The organism is Streptomyces sp. NPDC006476, from assembly GCF_040612015.1.
GTDB classification, from domain to species: Bacteria; Actinomycetota; Actinomycetes; order Streptomycetales; family Streptomycetaceae; genus Streptomyces; species Streptomyces griseorubiginosus_B.
The window spans coordinates 1-17,874 of sequence record NZ_JBEXPK010000115.1 but is presented as its reverse complement, the minus strand read 5'-3'; the positions used below and the strand labels follow the sequence as shown (position 1 = coordinate 17,874).

The 17,874-nt window shown below is 71.3% G+C and carries 12 protein-coding genes; 5 read left to right on the top strand and 7 right to left on the bottom strand.

All coding sequences use genetic code 11. The features are described from left to right. Positions 1-181: 181 nt before the first annotated feature. Positions 182-1,750: an amidohydrolase gene (locus tag ABZZ74_RS48925; RefSeq protein ID WP_356950604.1), complete on the bottom strand. Its 1,569-nt coding sequence runs from the start codon at positions 1,748-1,750 to the stop codon at positions 182-184. Positions 1,751-1,779: 29 nt separating this feature from the next. Further along, positions 1,780-3,240 (bottom strand): APC family permease, encoded by a 1,461-nt coding sequence (locus tag ABZZ74_RS48920; protein WP_356950603.1) that lies wholly within the window; start codon positions 3,238-3,240, stop codon positions 1,780-1,782. A 166-nt stretch (positions 3,241-3,406) separates the two neighbouring features. Here ABZZ74_RS48920 and ABZZ74_RS48915 point away from each other — a divergent pair, with 166 nt between their 5' ends. Then, positions 3,407-4,021, top strand: a complete 615-nt coding sequence (locus ABZZ74_RS48915; RefSeq protein ID WP_356950602.1) for a TetR/AcrR family transcriptional regulator C-terminal domain-containing protein — start codon at positions 3,407-3,409, stop codon at positions 4,019-4,021. 39 nt (positions 4,022-4,060) lie between these two features. Here ABZZ74_RS48915 and ABZZ74_RS48910 read toward each other — a convergent pair whose 3' ends face one another. Further along, on the bottom strand, positions 4,061-7,063 hold the full coding sequence (locus ABZZ74_RS48910) for a bifunctional [glutamine synthetase] adenylyltransferase/[glutamine synthetase]-adenylyl-L-tyrosine phosphorylase (protein ID WP_356950601.1): 3,003 nt from the start codon (positions 7,061-7,063) through the stop codon (positions 4,061-4,063). Between the two features lie 250 nt (positions 7,064-7,313). Here ABZZ74_RS48910 and ABZZ74_RS48905 point away from each other — a divergent pair, with 250 nt between their 5' ends. The 4 genes from ABZZ74_RS48905 (at position 7,314) to ABZZ74_RS48890 (ending at position 11,160) form a co-directional block, all read left to right on the top strand. Beyond that, a complete protein-coding gene (locus ABZZ74_RS48905) occupies positions 7,314-7,754 on the top strand; it encodes a VOC family protein (protein ID WP_133042993.1) in 441 nt (146 codons plus the stop codon). A 110-nt stretch (positions 7,755-7,864) separates the two neighbouring features. Next, positions 7,865-8,767 (top strand): alkaline phosphatase family protein, encoded by a 903-nt coding sequence (locus ABZZ74_RS48900; RefSeq protein ID WP_356950600.1) that lies wholly within the window; start codon positions 7,865-7,867, stop codon positions 8,765-8,767. 1 nt (position 8,768) lies between these two features. Then, complete coding sequence (locus ABZZ74_RS48895) at positions 8,769-10,040, top strand: MFS transporter (protein WP_356950599.1); 1,272 nt, start codon at positions 8,769-8,771, stop codon at positions 10,038-10,040. A gap of 97 nt (positions 10,041-10,137) precedes the next feature. Continuing rightward, the gene (locus ABZZ74_RS48890) at positions 10,138-11,160 is read left to right on the top strand and encodes a TolB-like translocation protein (RefSeq protein ID WP_356950598.1); all 1,023 of its coding nucleotides are present in this window, start codon (positions 10,138-10,140) and stop codon (positions 11,158-11,160) included. 243 nt (positions 11,161-11,403) lie between these two features. Here the strand turns inward: ABZZ74_RS48890 and ABZZ74_RS48885 are convergent, their stop codons facing one another. The 4 genes from ABZZ74_RS48885 to ABZZ74_RS48870 form a co-directional block, all read right to left on the bottom strand. After that, the gene (locus tag ABZZ74_RS48885) at positions 11,404-13,440 is read right to left on the bottom strand and encodes an NAD(+) synthase (RefSeq protein WP_356950597.1); all 2,037 of its coding nucleotides are present in this window, start codon (positions 13,438-13,440) and stop codon (positions 11,404-11,406) included. A 79-nt stretch (positions 13,441-13,519) separates the two neighbouring features. Continuing rightward, complete coding sequence (locus ABZZ74_RS48880) at positions 13,520-15,115, bottom strand: multicopper oxidase family protein (protein ID WP_356950596.1); 1,596 nt, start codon at positions 15,113-15,115, stop codon at positions 13,520-13,522. Positions 15,116-15,223: 108 nt separating this feature from the next. Continuing rightward, entirely contained in the window at positions 15,224-15,502 is a 279-nt protein-coding gene (locus ABZZ74_RS48875; protein WP_356950595.1) for a hypothetical protein, read from the bottom strand. Positions 15,503-15,579: 77 nt separating this feature from the next. Beyond that, positions 15,580-17,523 carry a S53 family peptidase gene (locus tag ABZZ74_RS48870; RefSeq protein ID WP_356950594.1) on the bottom strand — a complete coding sequence of 648 codons (1,944 nt, stop codon included), beginning with the start codon at positions 17,521-17,523 and terminating at the stop codon, positions 15,580-15,582. Between the last annotated feature and the right edge of the window lie 351 nt (positions 17,524-17,874).

Here is a 17,874-nt window from a genome sequence, read left to right as displayed (position 1 = left end):
GTACGGGCCGGCGTCCGGGACCCGGACCGCAGTGTCGGGCGTCAACAGACAGCACCGCATGACCACCAGCACCCCCCGACCGAGGACGGACACCCCCCGCCCCGGCCCCGACCCACAACCAAACCGGTAGGCGCTACGCGCACCCCCACCGAAGCCGCACAGGCGCCGCAGGCATCGACGCTCACCCCCGATGCACCACATGCCCCCCGGTCACCGTCAGCCGCACCGGCGACTGGGCCACCTCGTCCGCCGGCGCCTCCACGGGATCGACCCCCAGAGCCGTCAGGTCGGCGCGGTACCCGACCGCGACGCGCCCGGCCACCCCCTCCTCCCCCGCCGCCCGAGCCGCATGACTGGTGCACCCTTCCAGCGCCTCCAGCCCGCTCAGCCCCGCCCGCCCCGACGCCGCCCCCCGCGGCGCCCGCGCGGTCGCCAGCACGGCCCGCACGTCGTACGGCGCGATCGGCCAGTCCGACCCCAACGCCAGCGTGGCGCCCGCGTCACGGAGATCCCGCAGCCGCCACGCACGCCGAGCCCGCTCACCCCCCAGCCGCCGCGACCACTCGTCCGTACCGTCGGCCCGCGTGTACCCGGTGTGCGGCGGCTGCATCGAGGCAGCGACCCCCAGCTCCGCGAACCGCGGCAGCAACGCGTCCGGCGCCGTCTCGATGTGCTCGATCCGATGGCGGCCGTACGGCGTGGGCCCCAGCCCCGCCACCACCCGCAGCACATGCCCCACCGCCGCGTCCCCGATCGCGTGCGTGGCCGTACCCACTCCGGCCCGGTGCAGATGCCGTACGGCGGCCCCGTACGCCTCGGGGTCCGGCCAGAACGCCTCCGTGCCCTGCCCGTGGCAGTCCGCGTGCTCCAGCCAGGCGGTACCGCCCTCGACCGTGCCGTCCATGAAGAACTTGACCCCGGCGACCCGCCAGTGCCGTCCACCGCGCCCCTGCGACGCGACCAGCTCCTCCAGCCCGTCCTCGGACACCCCCGGCATGCACCACGGAGCGAACCGCAGCCGGACCGGCAGCACGATCTCCCGGGCCACCGACTCGACGAGTTCCGGATCGCCCGCGTCCATGACGTGCGCCCCGGTCAGCCCGGTCGCCGCCATCGCCGACAGCAGCTCCACTAGCCGGGAGCGCCGGGCCGCGTACGACGCCCGGGGCACGACGTCGGCGAGGAGATCCATCGCCGCGTGTTCCACGAGGTGGCCGGTGGGCCGTCCGGAGGTGTCGCAGACCACCTCCGAGCGCTGGGCGAAGGCCCGCGGACCCGTCACCCCGGCCGCCGCGAGCGCCGCGCCGGTCACCAGCGCCGAGTGACCGTCGTACAGACGCAGGAAGGCCGGCGCACCACCGAGGACGTCCTCGACGAGCGCGCGGTCGACGGGCCGCCCCTCGAACGCGTTGTGGTCGAGGCCGAAGCCCACGACCCACCCGTCGGTCCGCTCGGCCCCGGCGAGGGTCGCCCGCAGCCCCGCCAGGTCCGTCACCCCCGACAGATCGACCCCGGTCGCCATGTCCAGCCCCCACACGGGGTGACTGTGCGCGTCGACCAGCCCGGGCACGAGGTGCGCCCCGTCCAGGGACACGACCTCGCTGCCGGGCCCGCGCCATTCGCGTACGTCCCCCTCGTCACCGACCGCCACGATCACCCCGTCGCGCACGGCGACGGCGGTGGCGTGGGGCCGGTCGGGGTCGAGGGTACGGACCTTGGCGCCGGTGAGGATCAGGTCGGGGGTTGCCATGAGAAAGCGAACTCCTCTGTTCCGTAGGGCTATTCGGCAGGCTCGGCGGCGAAGCCGGCGTACACCTGCGGCCGTCGGCGACGCAGCCACCACGCGAGGACCAGCCCCACGACGAACACCGCGGGCGCCGTGACGATCAGGATCGTGTTGACGCTGGTGGACGCGCCGGTGAACAGGTCGATGTGGGTGATGACGAGCCCTATCGCGGTCGCCAGCAGCACCGCCGCGAGGACCGGCGCGACGACCGTGCGCAGGACGCCCTCCTGGTGGCTGACCCGGCGGAAGTAGCAGGGCACGGCGATCGCGACGAGAAGCTGGAGGACGAACAGGCCGATCATGCCCGGGGTGTTCACCCACAGCAGCAGCTGCTGGTACGGGTCGGCGTGCGCCGCCCAGAAGGCCACGACCACGACCGCGCCGAGGACGGTCTGGGCGATCCCGGCGACGTACGGAGAGCGGTGCCGGGGGTGGACACGGCCCAGCGCCTTCGGCAGGACGCCCTCCTCGGCGAGCGCGAGGGCGTACCGGTTGATCGCGTTGTGGAAGGCGAGCAGCGAGGCGATGACACTCGTGACGATGAAGACGTGCATCAGGTCGGCCGCCCAGCCGCCGACGTAGGTGGTGATGGCGGAGAAGAACAGCCCGCCGGGGTCCTTGGCGGCCGCCGCGATGACCTGGCTGTTGCCGAAGGCCTGGATGACGATCCAGACCATGAAGGCGTAGAAGAGGCCGAGGAAGGCGATGGCCACGTAGGTGGCGCGCGGGATGGTGCGGTTCGGGTCGCGCGCCTCGCGCCGGTAGATGACGGTCGACTCGAAGCCGGTGAACGCGGCGAAGGCGAAGGCCAGGACGACCGCCGTGCCGGAGACGAACACGTGTCCCGGTGCGAAGGCGGCGCCCGACAGCCCGTGCGCACCGCCCTTGACCAGGACACCGCCCGCGAGCAGCACCAGGATGCCGGTCTCGGCCGCCAGGAGCACGCCCAGCACCTTGGCGCCGAAGTCGATCGAGCGGAAGCCGCCGTAGCCGATGAGGAGCAGTCCGGCGAGGGAGATCGGCAGCCAGGGGACGTCGGTGCCGAAGAGGGCGTGCAGGGTGTCCTTGGTGGCGGAGGCGAGGAGGCCGTAGACGCCGATCTCCATGCCGTTGTAGCCGATCAGGGCGAGCAGGGCGGCGCCGATGCCGACGGCGGGGCCGAGGCCTCGGGTGATGTAGGCGTAGAAGGCGCCGCCGCTCTTCACATGGCGGCTCATGGTCGTGAAGCCGACGGCGAAGACGGCGAGCGTGATGCCGGCGATGAGATAGCCGGCGGGGGCGCCGATGCCGCCGAGCAGGATCGCTAGCGGGGCGACGCCTGCCATGACGGTGAGCGGGGCGGCGGCGGACACCACGAAGAACGCGATGTCGGCGGTGCCGAGGGAGCCGAAGCGGAGCGTCGTGGTGCCGGGTGGCGTGCTCTCCGCGGAGGCATCCGGGGTGGTGACGGACATGGGCGAAGCCCTTCGAGCGCGACGGACGGGGAGGGTTCCGGGCGTGCGGGGTGGCCGGCGTTCCCGGAGCACAGCGTGGTCCGGGCCCGTAAATCTAAAGGCTTTCGGTTTCGGCAATGTAGCCTCCTCCTGGGCATCCGGGAAGACCTCCAGGGGGAACACAGACATGGGACGGCCGCGCACACCGCTCCTCGACCGTGAGCGCATCACCACGACGGCGCTGGAACTCGTGGACGAACAGGGCGACTTCAGCGTGCCGCAGATCGCGAAGCGGCTCGGCGCGCAGACCGGCTCGGTGTATCACCATGTGGACGGCCGGGACGGCATCGTGGAGCTGCTGCGCGAACGGGTCGCCTCCGCGATCGACCCGGGGACGCTGGACGTGACGCCGTGGGACACGGCGCTGGAGGCCTGGGCCCGCTCCTACCGCGCCGCCTTCGCCGCCCACCCGAGGGCGATCCCGCTGCTGATGACTTCACCCGTACGAGCGCCCCGGGTCCTGGAGCAGTACGAGCGCGCGGTCACCCTTCTGCTGGACGCGGGCTTCGCACCGGCCGAGGTGATGCCCCTGCTGATCGCCCTGGAGAACCTGGTCCTGGGCTCGGCCCTGGACCTCGCGGCACCGGAGACGATGTGGGAGCTGACGGAAGAGATGCCGACGCCCCGGCTGGCGGAGGCCCTGGCCGCGGTGGGCGAGGGCCGGGCGGACCGGGCGTTCGAAGTGGGGTTGGTCGGCTACCTCCGTCACGCACGGGCACTGCACCAGGCCTCCGCCCCGTAGAGAACTCAGACCTACGCACCGTAGAGAAGTCAGTCAGACCTACGCCCCATAGAACAGCGTCTCCACAACCCCCCGAGCCCTCCGCGCCGTCCGCCGGTAGGCGTCCAGCATGTCCCCCACGTGCCCGTCCGCATACCCCAAGTACCGCCCCACCGCGGCCAGTTCCCGCCCCCCGGAGGGAAACGTGTCGCCCGCCCTCCCGCGCACCAGCATCACCGCGTTGCGCACCCGCGTGGCCAGTACCCATGCCTCGTCGAGGATGGACGCGTCCTCCGGCGAGACGAGCCCGGCCTCCCGCGCGGCGGCGAGCGCCTCCCGGGTCCGGGTCGTCCTCAGCCGCGACTCGGCCCGTCCGTGCTGGAGTTGCAGCAGCTGCACGGTCCACTCCACGTCGGACAGCCCGCCCGGCCCCAGCTTGGTGTGCAGTTTCGGGTCGGCGCCGCGCGGCATCCGCTCCGACTCCATCCGGGCCTTCAGCCGCCGGATCTCCCGCACGGCGTCGTCGCCGAGCCCGCCCGCCGGATACCGCAGCGGATCGATCAGCTCGACGAACCGCCTCCCCAACTCCTCGTCCCCGGCGACGGGTTCGGCCCTCAGCAGGGCCTGCGACTCCCAGCCCAGCGACCACCGGCGGTAGTACGCCTCGTAGGAGTTGAGCGTCCGCACCAGCGGCCCCGACTTGCCCTCGGGCCGTAGGTCGGCGTCGATGAGCAGCGGCGGATCCGCGCTCGGGATCTGCAGCAGGCGCCGCATCTCGGAGACGACCTTGTTGGCCGCCTCGGAGGCCTCCCGTTCCTGAACGCCCTCGCGCGGCTCGTGCACGAACAGGACGTCCGCGTCGGAGCCGTAGCCCAGTTCATGGCCGCCGAAGCGGCCCATGCCGATGATCGCGAACCGGGTGGGCAGGGTGTCCCCCCAGCCGTCCCGCACCACCGCGCGCAGGGTGCCCGCGAGGGTGGCCGCCGTCAGGTCTGAGATCGCGCCGCCGACCCGGTCCACCAGCGCGCCCTGGTCGGCCTCGGCGGGCTGTGTCTCGGTGCCGTAGGAGCCGACGATGTCAGCGGCCGCCGTACGGAACAGCTCGCGGCGGCGGACACCGCGGGCCGCCGTGACGCCCTGGACCGCGCCGTCCGCGCGGCCGACCGCGGCGAGTATCTCCTGCTCCAGATGGTCCCGCCCGCGCGGCTCCAGTCCTCCGCCGCCGTCCGCGTCACCGAGCAGCGCGACCGCCTCCGGTGCCCGCATCAGCAGGTCGGGGGCGAGCCGTCCGGCGGACAGCACGCGCGCCAGGTTCTCGGCGGCGGCGCCCTCGTCCCGCAGCAACCGCAGATACCAGGGGGTCTTGCCCAACGCGTCCGACACCTTGCGGAAGTTGAGCAGGCCGGCGTCCGGGTCGGCGGAGTCCGCGAACCAGCCGAGCAGAACGGGCAGCAGGGTGCGCTGGATGGCGGCCTTGCGGGTGACCCCGGAGGCCAGCGCCTCGAGATGGCGCAGCGCGGCGGCCGGGTCGGCGTACCCGAGGGCGACCAGCCGCTCGCGGGCCGCCTCGGGACTCAACCGGGCCTCGCCGGGGGCGAGTTGGGCGACGGCGTCGAGGAGCGGGCGGTAGAAGAGCTTCTCGTGCAGCCGTCGTACGACGGCCGCGTGCCGGCGCCATTCGCGGTTCAGGGCGACGACCGGGTCGGTGCGCAGACCCAGGGAGCGGCCGAGGCGGCGCTGGTCGGCCTCGCCCTCGGGGACCAGGTGGGTGCGGCGCAGCCGGTAGAGCTGGATGCGGTGCTCCATGGAGCGCAGGAAGCGGTAGGCGTCGTCGAGCTGGACGGCGTCCTCCCGGCCGACGTAGCCGCCCGCCGCGAGCGCCTGGAGCGCGTCGAGGGTCGTGCCGCTCCTGAGCGAGGTGTCCGCCCGTCCGTGCACCAACTGCAGCAGCTGCACGGCGAATTCGACGTCCCTGAGGCCGCCCGGGCCGAGCTTCAGCTCGCGGTCGATCTCGGCGGCCGGGATGTTCTCCACCACCCGGCGGCGCATCTTCTGCACGTCGGTGACGAAGTTCTCCCGCTCGGCGGCCTGCCAGACGAGGGGTTCGAGGGCGGCGACGTACGCCTCTCCGAGCTCGGTGTCGCCGGCCACCGGGCGGGCCTTGAGCAGGGCCTGGAACTCCCAGGTCTTGGCCCAGCGCTGGTAGTAGGCGAGATGGCTCGAGAGGGTGCGCACCAGGGGGCCGTTGCGGCCCTCGGGACGCAGGTTGGCGTCGACGGGCCAGATGGAGCCCTCGACGGTGGTCTCCGAGCACACCCGCATCATGTGCGAGGCCAGTCTGGTGGCGGATCGCAGTGCCTTGCCCTCGTCGGCGCCCTCGACGGCCTCCCCGACGAAGATGACGTCGACGTCGGAGACGTAGTTGAGCTCGTGCCCGCCGCACTTGCCCATCGCGATGACCGCGAGGCGGCACAGCGCGGCATCGTCGGGGGCGGCGGCGCGGGCGATGGCGAGTGCGGCGCGCAGGGTGGCGGTGGCGAGGTCGGCGAGCTCGGCGGCCGTCTCGGCGACATCGGTGGTGCCGCACACGTCCCGGGCGGCGATGGACAGCAGACAGCGGCGGTAGGCGACGCGCAGCGACACCGGGTCGGTCGCCTCCGCGAGGCCGCGCTCGAACTCCTCGACCCCCGGGTGCAGGTCCCGCGGTTCGTAGGTGACCAGCGCGTGCCAGTCGCGCGGGTGCCGGGTGAGGTGGTCGGCGAGCGCGGCGGAGGCGCCGAGGACGCCGAGCAGCCGGTCCCGGAGCGGCTTGGCCGCTATCAGGGTGTCGAGCAGTTCACGGCGCGAGGTGGGGAAGGCGGGCTGGGCTTCGAGCAGTCGTACGAGACCGTGCAGGGCCAGGTCGGGGTCGGCGGTGGCGCCCAGGGCTTCCAGCAGCACCGGGTCGTTGCGGACGGGCATGAGCTCGGCGCTGTCCAGGAGCCGCTCGGCGGCGGAGGGATCGGTGAAGCCGTGCCGCAGCAGCCGAGTGAAGGTACTGCTCCTGCGCCCCGGCGCCGTCATCCCAGACCTCCCTCGGATCAGATTCGTACTGGCCAGAGCCTAACCGGAGCCACTGACACAGGCCCCCGGACGTGCTGCGCCGAGTTCTCGCGTTGGGTGCTCCGCGCAATCCTGTGGCGCCTCCAGGCGATATGGGCTTCGGTAGGAGGGAGCCGTTCGATGAGGCACGACAGACGTACGACAGACGTACGACCGAAGCACGAAGACGCACGACTGACGCACGACGGACGTTCGACGAAGGAGTCGTTCCATGGACATGAGTCTCGAAGTGATCCTGCTGCCCGTCTCCGACGTGGACCGGGCGAAGGAGTTCTACCGGGACAAGGTCGGCTTCCATGTGGATCTCGACGGCGAGGTGATGGAGGGCGTGCGGATCGTGCAGCTCACGCCGCCCGGTTCGGGCTGTTCGATCGCGCTGGTGGACGGCCTGCAGGTGCCGACGGGGACGCCCCGGCCGGGCACGTACCACGGCATGCAGCTGTGCGTGACGGACGCCAAGGCGGCGTACGACGAGCTGACCGCGCGCGGGCTTGAGGTGACCGAGCCGCAGCAGTTCGCGCCGCAGGACGGGGCCACCTTCATGTACTTCAAGGACCCCGACGGCAACGGCTGGGCGATCCAGGAGTACCGGCGCCGGGCCACCGAGCCGCTCCACCAGGTGCTGGCCCAGCTGGCGGCCGAGCGGCAGTAGTTCACCCGCTCTTCACCCACCGGGTTGTGCGACGTGGGCCCTGGGAATGTTGGCGTGTGCATGCTCTGTCCGCACCGCCAGCCCCGCCCTTCCCCCCTCCGGAGGTTGATGTGTCCGGCAGTACCGCAAGTCCTGCCCGTCCCCGGGCCCGCCGCGGCCGGGCCGCGCTCGCGTCCGCGGTCGCCTTCACGGCCGCGGCCGTCGGCCTGTGGACCGGCCTCGGCGGTTCCTCGTCCGCGGCCTCGGCCGTGCCGACCCCGGACCACGTGGTCGTCGTGGTCATGGAGAACCACGCCTACAGCCAGGTCATCGGCTCCTCCAGCGCCCCGTACATCAACTCCCTGAAGACCGGCGGCGCCAACCTGACCCAGTCGTACGCGATCACCCACCCGAGCCAGCCGAACTACTACGCCCTGTTCTCCGGCTCCACCCAGGGCGTCACCGACGACAGCTGCGTCACCCCGGGCTTCTCCTCCGCCGCCAACCTGGCCTCCGAGGCGATCGCCGCGGGCCGCACCTGGGCCAGCTACAACGAGTCACTGCCCAGCCAGGGCTCGACCACGTGCAGCAGCGGCAACTACGCGCAGAAGCACGACCCGTGGTTCGGCTTCAAGAACGTGCCGACCTCCAGCGCGAAGACGTTCGCGCAGTTCCCCACGGACTACTCGACGCTGCCGCAGATCTCCTTCGTCACCCCCAACCTGTGCAGCGACATGCACGACTGCTCGGTGTCCACCGGTGACACCTGGCTGAAGAACAACCTGGGCGGCTACGCCACCTGGGCCAAGACCCACAACAGCCTCCTCGTCATCACCTTCGACGAGGACAACCGCCTCTCCGGCAACCGCATCCCGACGGTCCTGTACGGCCAGCCGGTCACCGCGGGTTCGTCCTCCTCCACCACCTACAACCACTACGACCTGCTGCGCACCCTGGAGGACACCCAGGGCCTGTCCGCGCACGCGGGCAACGCGGCCTCCGCCCAGGACATCACCGGCATCTGGGCGTCCTGAGGTGTACGTAGCGGACAGCCGCGCGAGCAAGCCGGCGTCCGCGGAGGGCGCCGCCCGGCCCACACCGGCCGGGCGGCGCCGTGCCGCGGTCGCACCCACCGTCCTCGCGCTCGGCACGGTCAGCCTGATCACGGACGTCTCCTCGGAGATGGTGACGGCCGTCCTCCCCCTGTACCTGGTGGCGGGCCTGGGCCTGTCCCCGCTGGGCTTCGGGCTCCTGGACGGCATCTACAACGGCTTCTCGGCGCTCGTACGCCTGGCCGGCGGCCATCTGGCCGACCGGGGCGGCGGCCGCCACAAGTGGGTGGCGGGCCTCGGTTACGGCATCTCGGCCCTCTGCAAGCCCCTCCTGCTGCTGGCCCACTCCCTCACCCCCATCGGCCTGGTCCTGGCCGCCGACCGCACGGGCAAGGGGCTGCGTACGGCCCCGCGCGACGCGCTGATCTCCCTGTCCACCACGCCCGAGACCCGGGGCCGCGCCTTCGGTGTGCACCGCGCGATGGACACGGCGGGCGCGCTGCTCGGCCCACTGGCGGCGTTCCTGATCCTGCGGGCCACGGTGGACGGCTACGACGCAGTGTTCACGGTGAGCTTCTGCGTGGCGGTGGCCGGGGTGCTGGTCCTGGTGCTGTTCGTACCGGGATCGTCGCCCGCGCCGGCGATCGAGGCGGCCGTACGCCCCACGCTGCGCGCCGCGGTCGGCCTGCTCCGCCACCGGGACGTCCGCCGCATCACCGTCTGCGCGCTGCTGCTGGGCCTGGCGACGGTGAGCGACTCCTTCGTGTACCTGCTCCTGCAACGCCGTCTCGGCGTCCCCGACCGCTGGTTCGCCCTCCTCCCCCTCGGCACGGCGGCGGCGTTCCTGCTGCTGGCGGTACCGCTGGGCCGGCTGGCCGACCGGGTAGGCAGTCGGCGGGTCTTCCTGGCCGGCCACGGCGCCCTGCTCCTCGCCTACGCCCTCCTGCTCACCTCCTGGCACGGCACGTTCCTGCCGTACGCGGTGCTGCTCCTGCACGGCACCTTCTACGCGGCGACCGACGGTGTGCTGATGGCGGCGGCCTCGAACAACGTGCCGGAGGCGCTGCGCTCGTCGGGCCTCGCGGTGGTGCAGACGGGTCAGGCACTGGCCCGTTTCGCCTGCTCGCTGGGGTTCGGCGCGGCCTGGTCCCTGTGGGGCGACCGCACGGCGCTGCTCACGTCGACAGCGACGCTGCTGCTGTGCGCGACCGTGTCCCTGGCCTTCCTCCGTCCCGCGGCACGGGAGAAAGCCTGATGACGCCGGAGAGCGACCGCACGACACTGCCGGTGCCGGTGCCGTGCGCGGCCGCGTCCCTGCTGTTCCTACGCCCCACGGCACGGGAGTACGCCTGATGACCCTACGCAACCGCGTCCTGATCCTCCTGGCGGCCGTGATCGCTCTGGCGGCGGTGGCCGTGGCGTCGGTCCTGCACGCCTCGGCCCGCGCGGAACGCCGGGACCGGGCCCAGGCCGGCGGCCCCCGCGTGACCTCGGGGACGGTCACGCTCACGACCCCCGGCCGCATGGTCTTCCGCAACATGGCGTGGGGCCCGCACCGCGACGAACTGACCACGGTCCCGGCGTCCGACCCCTCGGGCCCCCGCACCGCCTCGGGCGTCAAGTGCCTGCGCTTCTACGCCGCTTCGGGCACGGGAGTGTGCCTGCAGGCGGTCCACGGCCCGGTCTCGGACACGTACCGCGCGCTGATCCTGGACGCGCACCTGCGCACCCGGGCCCACTACGACGTCCCCGGCATTCCCTCTCGCGCCCGCGTCTCCCCGACGGGCCACTTCGCCGCGTGGACGGCCTTCGTGGGCGGCGACTCGTACGCCGGCACGAACTTCTCGACACGAGCGGCGATCGTGGACGTCCGCACAGGGAAGCTGACCTCGTCCCTGGAGGCGTACCGCATCCTGAAGGACGGCCACGTCTACCACGCCCCGGACGTCAACTTCTGGGGCGTGACGTTCGCAGGCGACGACCGCACCTTCTACGCGACGCTGGCGACGGGTGGCAGCACCTACCTGGTCCGGGGAGACCTCCACACCCGAACGGTCACAACGCTCCACCGAAACGTCGAATGCCCGTCCCTCTCCCCCGACGGCACCCGCATCGCCTACAAGAAACGAGTCAAGGGCCTCCCGAAGGACGCCCCCTGGCGCCTGTACGTCCTCGACCTCCGCACGATGCACGAAACCCCGCTCGCGGAGCCCCGATCCGTGGACGACCAGGCAGTCTGGCGCGACAACCACACCCTGGTCTACGCCCTCCCGGGCGACTACGGAGCAGACCTGTACACCATCCCCGCGGACGGCACAGGCAAGCCCCGGCGCATCAGCACGGCAGCGGTGTCTCCCGCCTACCTGACGCAGTGATCTGCTGAGGGGGAGGGCGGCCGGTCCCTCACCCACCGATTCCGAAGGGCAGTCCCTCTTGATCTCGACTCAGTGATCTCCGTACGGCGTTGACCAGCCTCACCTGTGCCTCGGCAGGTGCCTGTCTGGCTTGCTCGAACTCTTGCGGACTCACCGGATCACGCAACGGGTCTCGTACTGGTCATCAGCCCTCGGGAACAACGACGCCGCCACCGGATGACGATCAACAGTTACGGGACGGCCTCAGTCGAACCGCTCCAGATCTCGCAGCCAAGCCCGCGCCGAACTGTCGCTCGGCGCCCGCCAGTCACCCCGCGGCGACAGCGAACCGCCCGCCGAGACCTTGGGTCCGTTCGGCATCGCCGAGCGCTTGAACTGGGCGAAGGCGAAGAAGCGTCGGCAGAAGACCTCCAGCCAGTGGCGGATCTCCGGCAGGTCGTACGCCACCCGCTTGGCCTCGGGGAAGTTCGGCGGCCAGGCGCCCGTCTTCGGGTCGTGCCAGGCGTGCCAGGCCAGGAAGGCGATCTTCGACGGCCGGAAGCCGTAGCGCAGCACGTGGAACAGCGTGAAGTCGTGCAGCGCGTACGGCCCGATCTTCGACTCGGTGGACTGCATCTCCTCACCCGGCACCAGCTCCGGGCTGATCTCGGTGTCGAGGATCGCGGCGAGCGTCCGGCCCGTCTCCTCGTCGTGCTGGCCGCTGGTGATGACCCACCGGATCAGATGCTGGATCAGCGTCTTCGGCACGCCCGAGTTGACGTTGTAGTGGCTCATCTGGTCGCCCACGCCGTACGTGGACCAGCCCAGCGCCAGCTCCGAGAGGTCACCCGTGCCGAGCACGATGCCGCCCCGCTGGTTGGCCAGCCGGAACAGGTAGTCGGTGCGCAGCCCCGCCTGCACGTTCTCGAAGGTGACGTCGTACACCGGCTCACCGGAGGCGAAGGGATGCCCCATCTCCTGCAGCATCAGCCGCGCGGTCGGCGTGATGTCCAGCTCGGCCGCGGTGACCCCGAGCGCCGCCATCAGCTTGTGGGCGTTGTCCTTGGTGTGGTCGCTGGTGGCGAAACCGGGCAGCGTCCAGGCCAGGATGTCGCTGCGCGGACGCCCGGCCCGGTCCATCGCCCGGGCGGCGACGATCAGCGCGTGGGTGGAGTCCAGACCGCCGGACACCCCGATGACCACCTTCGGGCCGCCGATCGCCGCGAGCCGCTGCTGCAAGCCCTCGACCTGGATGTTGTACGCCTCGTAGCAGTCCTGGGCGAGCCGCTCGGCGTCGGCCGGCACGAACGGGAACCGCTCGACACGGCGCTTGAGCCCCAGATCCGTCTGCGGCGGGGCGAGTTCGAAGGACACCGTCCGGAAGTCACCGGTCCGCGCGCTGTGCGTACGGCGGTTGTCGTCGAACGTGCCCATCCGCAAACGCTCCTGCCGCAGCAGGTCCAGGTCCACGTCGGCCACGGCGTACTCGTCGCCGAGCGGGAAACGCTCGGTCTCGGCCAGCAGCACACCGTTCTCGTAGACCATGGCCTGCCCGTCCCAGGACAGGTCGGTCGTCGACTCGCCCAGGCCCGCCGCCGCGTAGACGTACGCGGCCAGGCAGCGCGAGGACGCCGAGCGGCACAGCAGCTTGCGGTCCTCGGCCCGCCCGACCGTGATGGGGCTGCCCGAGAGGTTGACCAGGACGGTCGCGCCGGCGAGGGCCGCCTCCGCGCTGGGCGGCACCGGGACCCACATGTCCTCGCAGATCTCCGCGAACAGCACCAGGCCCGGCACGTCCTCGGCGGTGAACAGCAGATCCACGCCGAACGGCACGCTCTCACCGCCCAGGCGGATCGATCCGCCTCGCTCGTCCGCGCCGTCGCCGATCTGCCGGCGCTCGTAGAACTCCCGGTAGTTCGGCGGGTACGACTTCGGCACGACCCCGAGGACCCGGCCGCGGTGCACCACCACCGCGCAGTTGTAGACCCGGTTGCGGTGGCGCAGCGGAGCACCGACGACCAGCACCGGCAGCAACTCGGCCGATCCGGCGACCACTTCCGCGACCGCGTCCTCGACCTGGTCGAGCAGCGCGTCCTGCAGCAGGAGATCCTCGATCGAGTAGCCGCACAACCCCATCTCCGGGAAGACGGCGACGGCGACCCCCTCCTCGGCGCATCTGCGCGCCTGGCGCAGCACCGCTTCGGCGTTGGCGGGCGGATCCGCGATGACGGTGTGACCCGTACAGGCGGCGACGCGTGCGAACCCGTGCTGATAAATGGACCAGAAGTTCGACTGAGGCACGGAATGCAGTGTAATCGTCAGAGCGACGCGATCCGTGAGGCGGGGTGCGGGGCGCACCCCGCGCCGCCCGCTCGGGCCGTCAGCTCTCGTAGCCCAGCACGGTCATCATCCCCGCCTCCGCGTGGTAGACGTTGTGGCAGTGGACCATCCACAGCCCCGGGTTGTCGGCGTCGAAGTCGACTCTGAGGGTCTTCCTCGGCAGCACGATCGCCGTGTCCTTGCGCGGACCTCCCGTCACATCGGCCAGGGCGAAGGTGTGTCCATGTACATGGAGCGGGTGCCACATGGCCGTGGAGTTCACGAACTCCAGCCGGACCCGCTCACCGGCCCGCACCGGATGGCGCTGCGAGGGCGTGTACGGCTTGCCGTCGAAGGCCCAGTCGTACCGCGGCATCCTGCCGGTGAGCCGGAGCCTGATCGTCCGGTCCGGGCTCTTGCGCTTCAGCGCCACGGACTGGTCCGCCCTCAGCCGGTCCGCGGTCAGCAGCCTTCCGTCCAGCTCGTTCGGACGGGTGGTGGTCGAGGGCGTGCCGCCGCTCCCCGTCCGCAGCACAGCCATCGTCGACGCCTTCTTGCCCTCGGCCAGCGCGGTCAGCGGGAAGACACCGTCACCGGCGGTCACCAGCACGTCGTAGCGCTCGCCCATGCCGATCAGCAGCGCGTCCGTCCGCGCATGCTTGACCGGGTGGCCGTCCGTGTGCGTCACCGTCATCTCGTGCCCGCCGAGGGCGACCCGGAAGGCCGTGTCCCCGCCGGCGTTGACGAACCGGATGCGGATCCGGTCCCCGGGTCGCGCCTTGAAGGCCGAAGGCGCCTTCGCGGTACGCCCGTTGATCAGGAAGTACGGGTACTCGACATCGCCGGCGTCACCGCCCAGCAGGTCGCTGTGGCCGCCCGCCATCATCCGGGACCGGGCGGAGGGCGAGGGTGACGGCGAGCTCTGCTCGCGCATCGACATGTGGGACATACCGCTGTCCGCGTCGCCCGTGCCGCCGCCCATGCTCATGCCCCTGCCGCCGGTCAGCTGCGCGAACACGGCGTCCGGGGTCGTGCCGTCCACCCCGTCCAGCCAGTCGTCCAGGACGACCACCCACTCCTTGTCGTAGGACAGGGGCTCCTTGGGGTCCTCCACGATCAGTGGCGCGTACATTCCGCGGTCGAGCTGGACGCCCGAGTGCGGATGGAACCAGTACGTGCCCGGGTGCGGGACCGTGAAGCGGTAGGCGAAGTCCGCGCCCGGTTCGATCGCGCGCTGGGTGAGGCCGGGGACGCCGTCCATGTCGTTGCGCAGGGCGATGCCGTGCCAGTGCAGGGACGTGGTGTCGGGGAGGTGGTTGGCCAGGGTCACGGCGAGGGTGTCGCCCGCGGTGACGCGCATCTCCTTGCCGGGCAGGGCGCCGCCGTACGACCAGGAGGTGACCTTGCGCTCGCCGAGGTCCAGCGAGGACCGGGTGGCGGTGAGGCGGATCGTGCGCACCGCGCCGCGTCCGCTCGCCGCGCGCCGCTGCTCCGCGGCGGCGACCTCCTTGCCGGCCGGGTCGACGTAGCCCTTGGGATCGCTCGCCGCGGAGCCGCTGTGTCCGGAGGATCCCGAGCCCGAGCAGGCGGCCAGGAATCCCGCCCCGGCGACGGTGATGGATGCGCCGAGGACGGAACGGCGCGTGGGAGTACGCATGATGTGCTGACACCTCGTCATAGGGGGTGCGAAGGGCTGGCCTGGACGCATCTGCTGCTTCTGGTACACCGCCGACGGCGCGGAGGTTCCCACCCCGAACGGGTGAGATCACGCGGGCAGCGCGAAGCGGCCGGTGTGCGGGCCTATGTGCGCAGCACTGACGAGACCGGCGGCCGGCAGCAGGAGGAGCGTGAAGGGGCTCAGCGACGCCAGGCACACGGACGCGGGGTCCGTGCCGGCCATGGCGGACGGGCCGCTGCTCAAGGACGGACTGGTGATGAACGACGGGCCGGTGCTCATGACCGGCTCGGAGGCGATGACGATGCCGAGGGGCAGCGGCGCGAACAGCGGCAGCCGTCCGTACGTCTGTCTCCGCGGCGGGGTCATGACCGCAGGCTACCCCCGCCGGGTATACGTGTGCGCCCGCTCCCCGAGGGGAACGGGCGCACGATCACCGGAAAGGCTCAGTGCTTCCGGTACGACTCGACGTAGCCGTTCGCGGGCGTGCCGACGCCGGTGACGTCGTCGTAGCCCTTGACCGCGGACAGCGAGCTGTCCTTGCCGAGGCTGCGAACCGAGGTGATCAGACCGCCCGAGGCGTCGACGCTGTTGGCGAAGTCGACACGGGCGACCGCGAGGTCCTTGCCGGTCGGCTTGTCGGTGACGTCGTGGTACACACCCTTGTTGTAGCGGGCGTAGATCTCCGGGTTGGCGAAACCGATCGCCTTGCCGCCACGCGCCTCCTGGGCCAGGGCCTGGACGGCCGCGATCACCGGAGCGGCGAGCGAGGTGCCGCCGATGCGGTACTCGCTGTACTGCTCCGACCCGTCCGGGAAGGTCTGCGTCTGGCCGACCTTGAAACCGGTGTTGGGGTCGGCGATGGCCGCGATGTCCGGGACGACGCGGTTGCCGGCGGCGTTGTTGGCCTTGGCGAGCGCGTCCGGGACGACACCCTTCTGGTAGTACGGCTCGGCGACCGTCTTGCTGGTGCCACCGCCCGCACCCGAGGTGAACGCGCCGGGGAAGTTGGTCCAGCTCTTGCCGTCCGCGGACAGCAGGGCCTTCTCGGTGCCCCAGCCGGTCTCCCACTGGTACGTGTCGCCCTTGCCGACCGCGAGCGAGGTACCGCCGACCGCCGTCACCCAGGCCGAGTTGGCGGGGGTGTCGACCTGCTTCGTGTTGGTGTGGGCGACCTCGTCGCCGTTGTCACCGGAGGAGAAGTAGAAGCCGATGCCCTCGACCGCGCCGAACTGGAACACCTGGTCGTAGGCGGCCGCGAGGTCCGGCGTCTGGTTGGCCTCGATGTCGCCCCACGAGTTGGAGACGATGTCGGCGAGGTGGTGGTCGACCACCTTGCTCAGCGAGTCCAGCAGGTCGTCGTCCAGGCAGGACGCGCCGCCCACGTACGTGACGTGCGCGTCCGGCGCGACCGCGTGCACGGCCTCGACGTCGAGGGTCTCCTCGCCGTACCAGCCGGAGGCGTCGCACTCGTCAGGGCCCGTGTTCGTGTAGTTCTTGGGCAGCACCTGCTTCAGCTGGCCGGTCTTCCAGGCCGCGTCACCGTGCTTCTTCGCGTACGTCTGCGCGTCGAAGGCGATGGTCGGCGAGGCGTACGCGTCCGTGATGGCGACGCGCACCCCCTTGCCCGTGTACTTGCCCGCACCGTAGGCGGCACGCAGCTGCTTGCCGGTGTAGCCCTCGATGGCGTACGGGATCTTCGTGCCGTACGCGTCCGGCAGCGTGCTCGCGATGTTCGAGCCGTAGTACGAGGAGAACGGCCCGGAGTTCTTGAACACGGCGCCGGGACCCGGCAGCTGGTCGTCGTGGCTCGCCTTGTGGGGGGCGTTGTCCAGACCGGTGACGGTCAGGACGGCACCCTTGAGGCTGTCCGGCACCGAGGCCGTCTTCGACGGCGCGCGGTAGGTCTTCGAGCCCTTGGCGAAGTTGTGCAGCTGGGTGCCGAACGTCTTCTCGGCGGCGGCCACGTCACCGGCGACGGAGACGTAGTGCTGCGTGACACCGGTGACCTTCAGGCCGTTGGCCGTCAGCCACGACTTGACCGCGGCCACCTGGGCCTTGGTCGCGCCGAACGCGGTCTGCGCCTTCTTGGCGCTCAGGTACTTGCCGTACTGCGGCGAGCTCGGGTCGGACACGGCCTTGGCGTACGCGGCGAGACCCGTCGCGTTCCGGCCGGCCAGGTACACCCGGAGCTTCACCTGGGCGGCGTTCGAGGCGTCGCCCTTGTCCGCCTTGGCCGTGGCCCAGGCGGGCTTGGTGCCCGCCAGAGAGTCACGGGCCGGGTTGTCCGCGGCATGCGCCGCGGGTATGCCGAGCGCCAGCGCGCCGGTGATCATGGGCAGCGTCGCCGCCATGCTCACCGCGCGAAGTTTGGCGCGGTTGGATCTCATGGAACCCCCTGCGATGCGGTTCTTCGCATGTGTGGTCGGTCGCCGGTGATCCGCGTAGACCGAGCCGCGGCGGAGGCACGGAATTGGATCACACGGTAGGGGCCACTCTTTCGATGAACAGTTCATGCCAGGGGAATGAGAACACCAAGAAGAACCCAAGGAAGCGCTGTCCGAGGCGATTTGGGGCTTACGTCCTTCGGTGTTTTCGACCTTCGACGGCAATTCCTACGACCTGGGCTTCGCGCCGCGCTCCTTGAGCTTGAAATTAAACCTTCGGTGATCGTTTGAGGTTCGAGTCGTTCACCCACACGGGAATCTTCCGGACATGACGACGACCTCCCTTTCACGCTG

What these genes read in the sequence shown, in the direction of transcription:
- ABZZ74_RS48920 (WP_356950603.1), bottom strand. Translation starts at nt 3,240, where the DNA reads ATGTCCGTCACCACCCCGGATGCCTCCGCGGAGAGCACGCCACCCGGC.
- ABZZ74_RS48880 (WP_356950596.1), bottom strand. Translation starts at nt 15,115, where the DNA reads ATGCGTACTCCCACGCGCCGTTCCGTCCTCGGCGCATCCATCACCGTC.
- ABZZ74_RS48870 (WP_356950594.1), bottom strand. Translation starts at nt 17,523, where the DNA reads ATGAGATCCAACCGCGCCAAACTTCGCGCGGTGAGCATGGCGGCGACG.
- ABZZ74_RS48890 (WP_356950598.1), top strand. Translation starts at nt 10,138, where the DNA reads ATGACCCTACGCAACCGCGTCCTGATCCTCCTGGCGGCCGTGATCGCT.
- ABZZ74_RS48905 (WP_133042993.1), top strand. Translation starts at nt 7,314, where the DNA reads ATGGACATGAGTCTCGAAGTGATCCTGCTGCCCGTCTCCGACGTGGAC.
- ABZZ74_RS48910 (WP_356950601.1), bottom strand. Translation starts at nt 7,063, where the DNA reads ATGACGGCGCCGGGGCGCAGGAGCAGTACCTTCACTCGGCTGCTGCGG.
- ABZZ74_RS48925 (WP_356950604.1), bottom strand. Translation starts at nt 1,750, where the DNA reads ATGGCAACCCCCGACCTGATCCTCACCGGCGCCAAGGTCCGTACCCTC.
- ABZZ74_RS48875 (WP_356950595.1), bottom strand. Translation starts at nt 15,502, where the DNA reads ATGACCCCGCCGCGGAGACAGACGTACGGACGGCTGCCGCTGTTCGCG.
- ABZZ74_RS48915 (WP_356950602.1), top strand. Translation starts at nt 3,407, where the DNA reads ATGGGACGGCCGCGCACACCGCTCCTCGACCGTGAGCGCATCACCACG.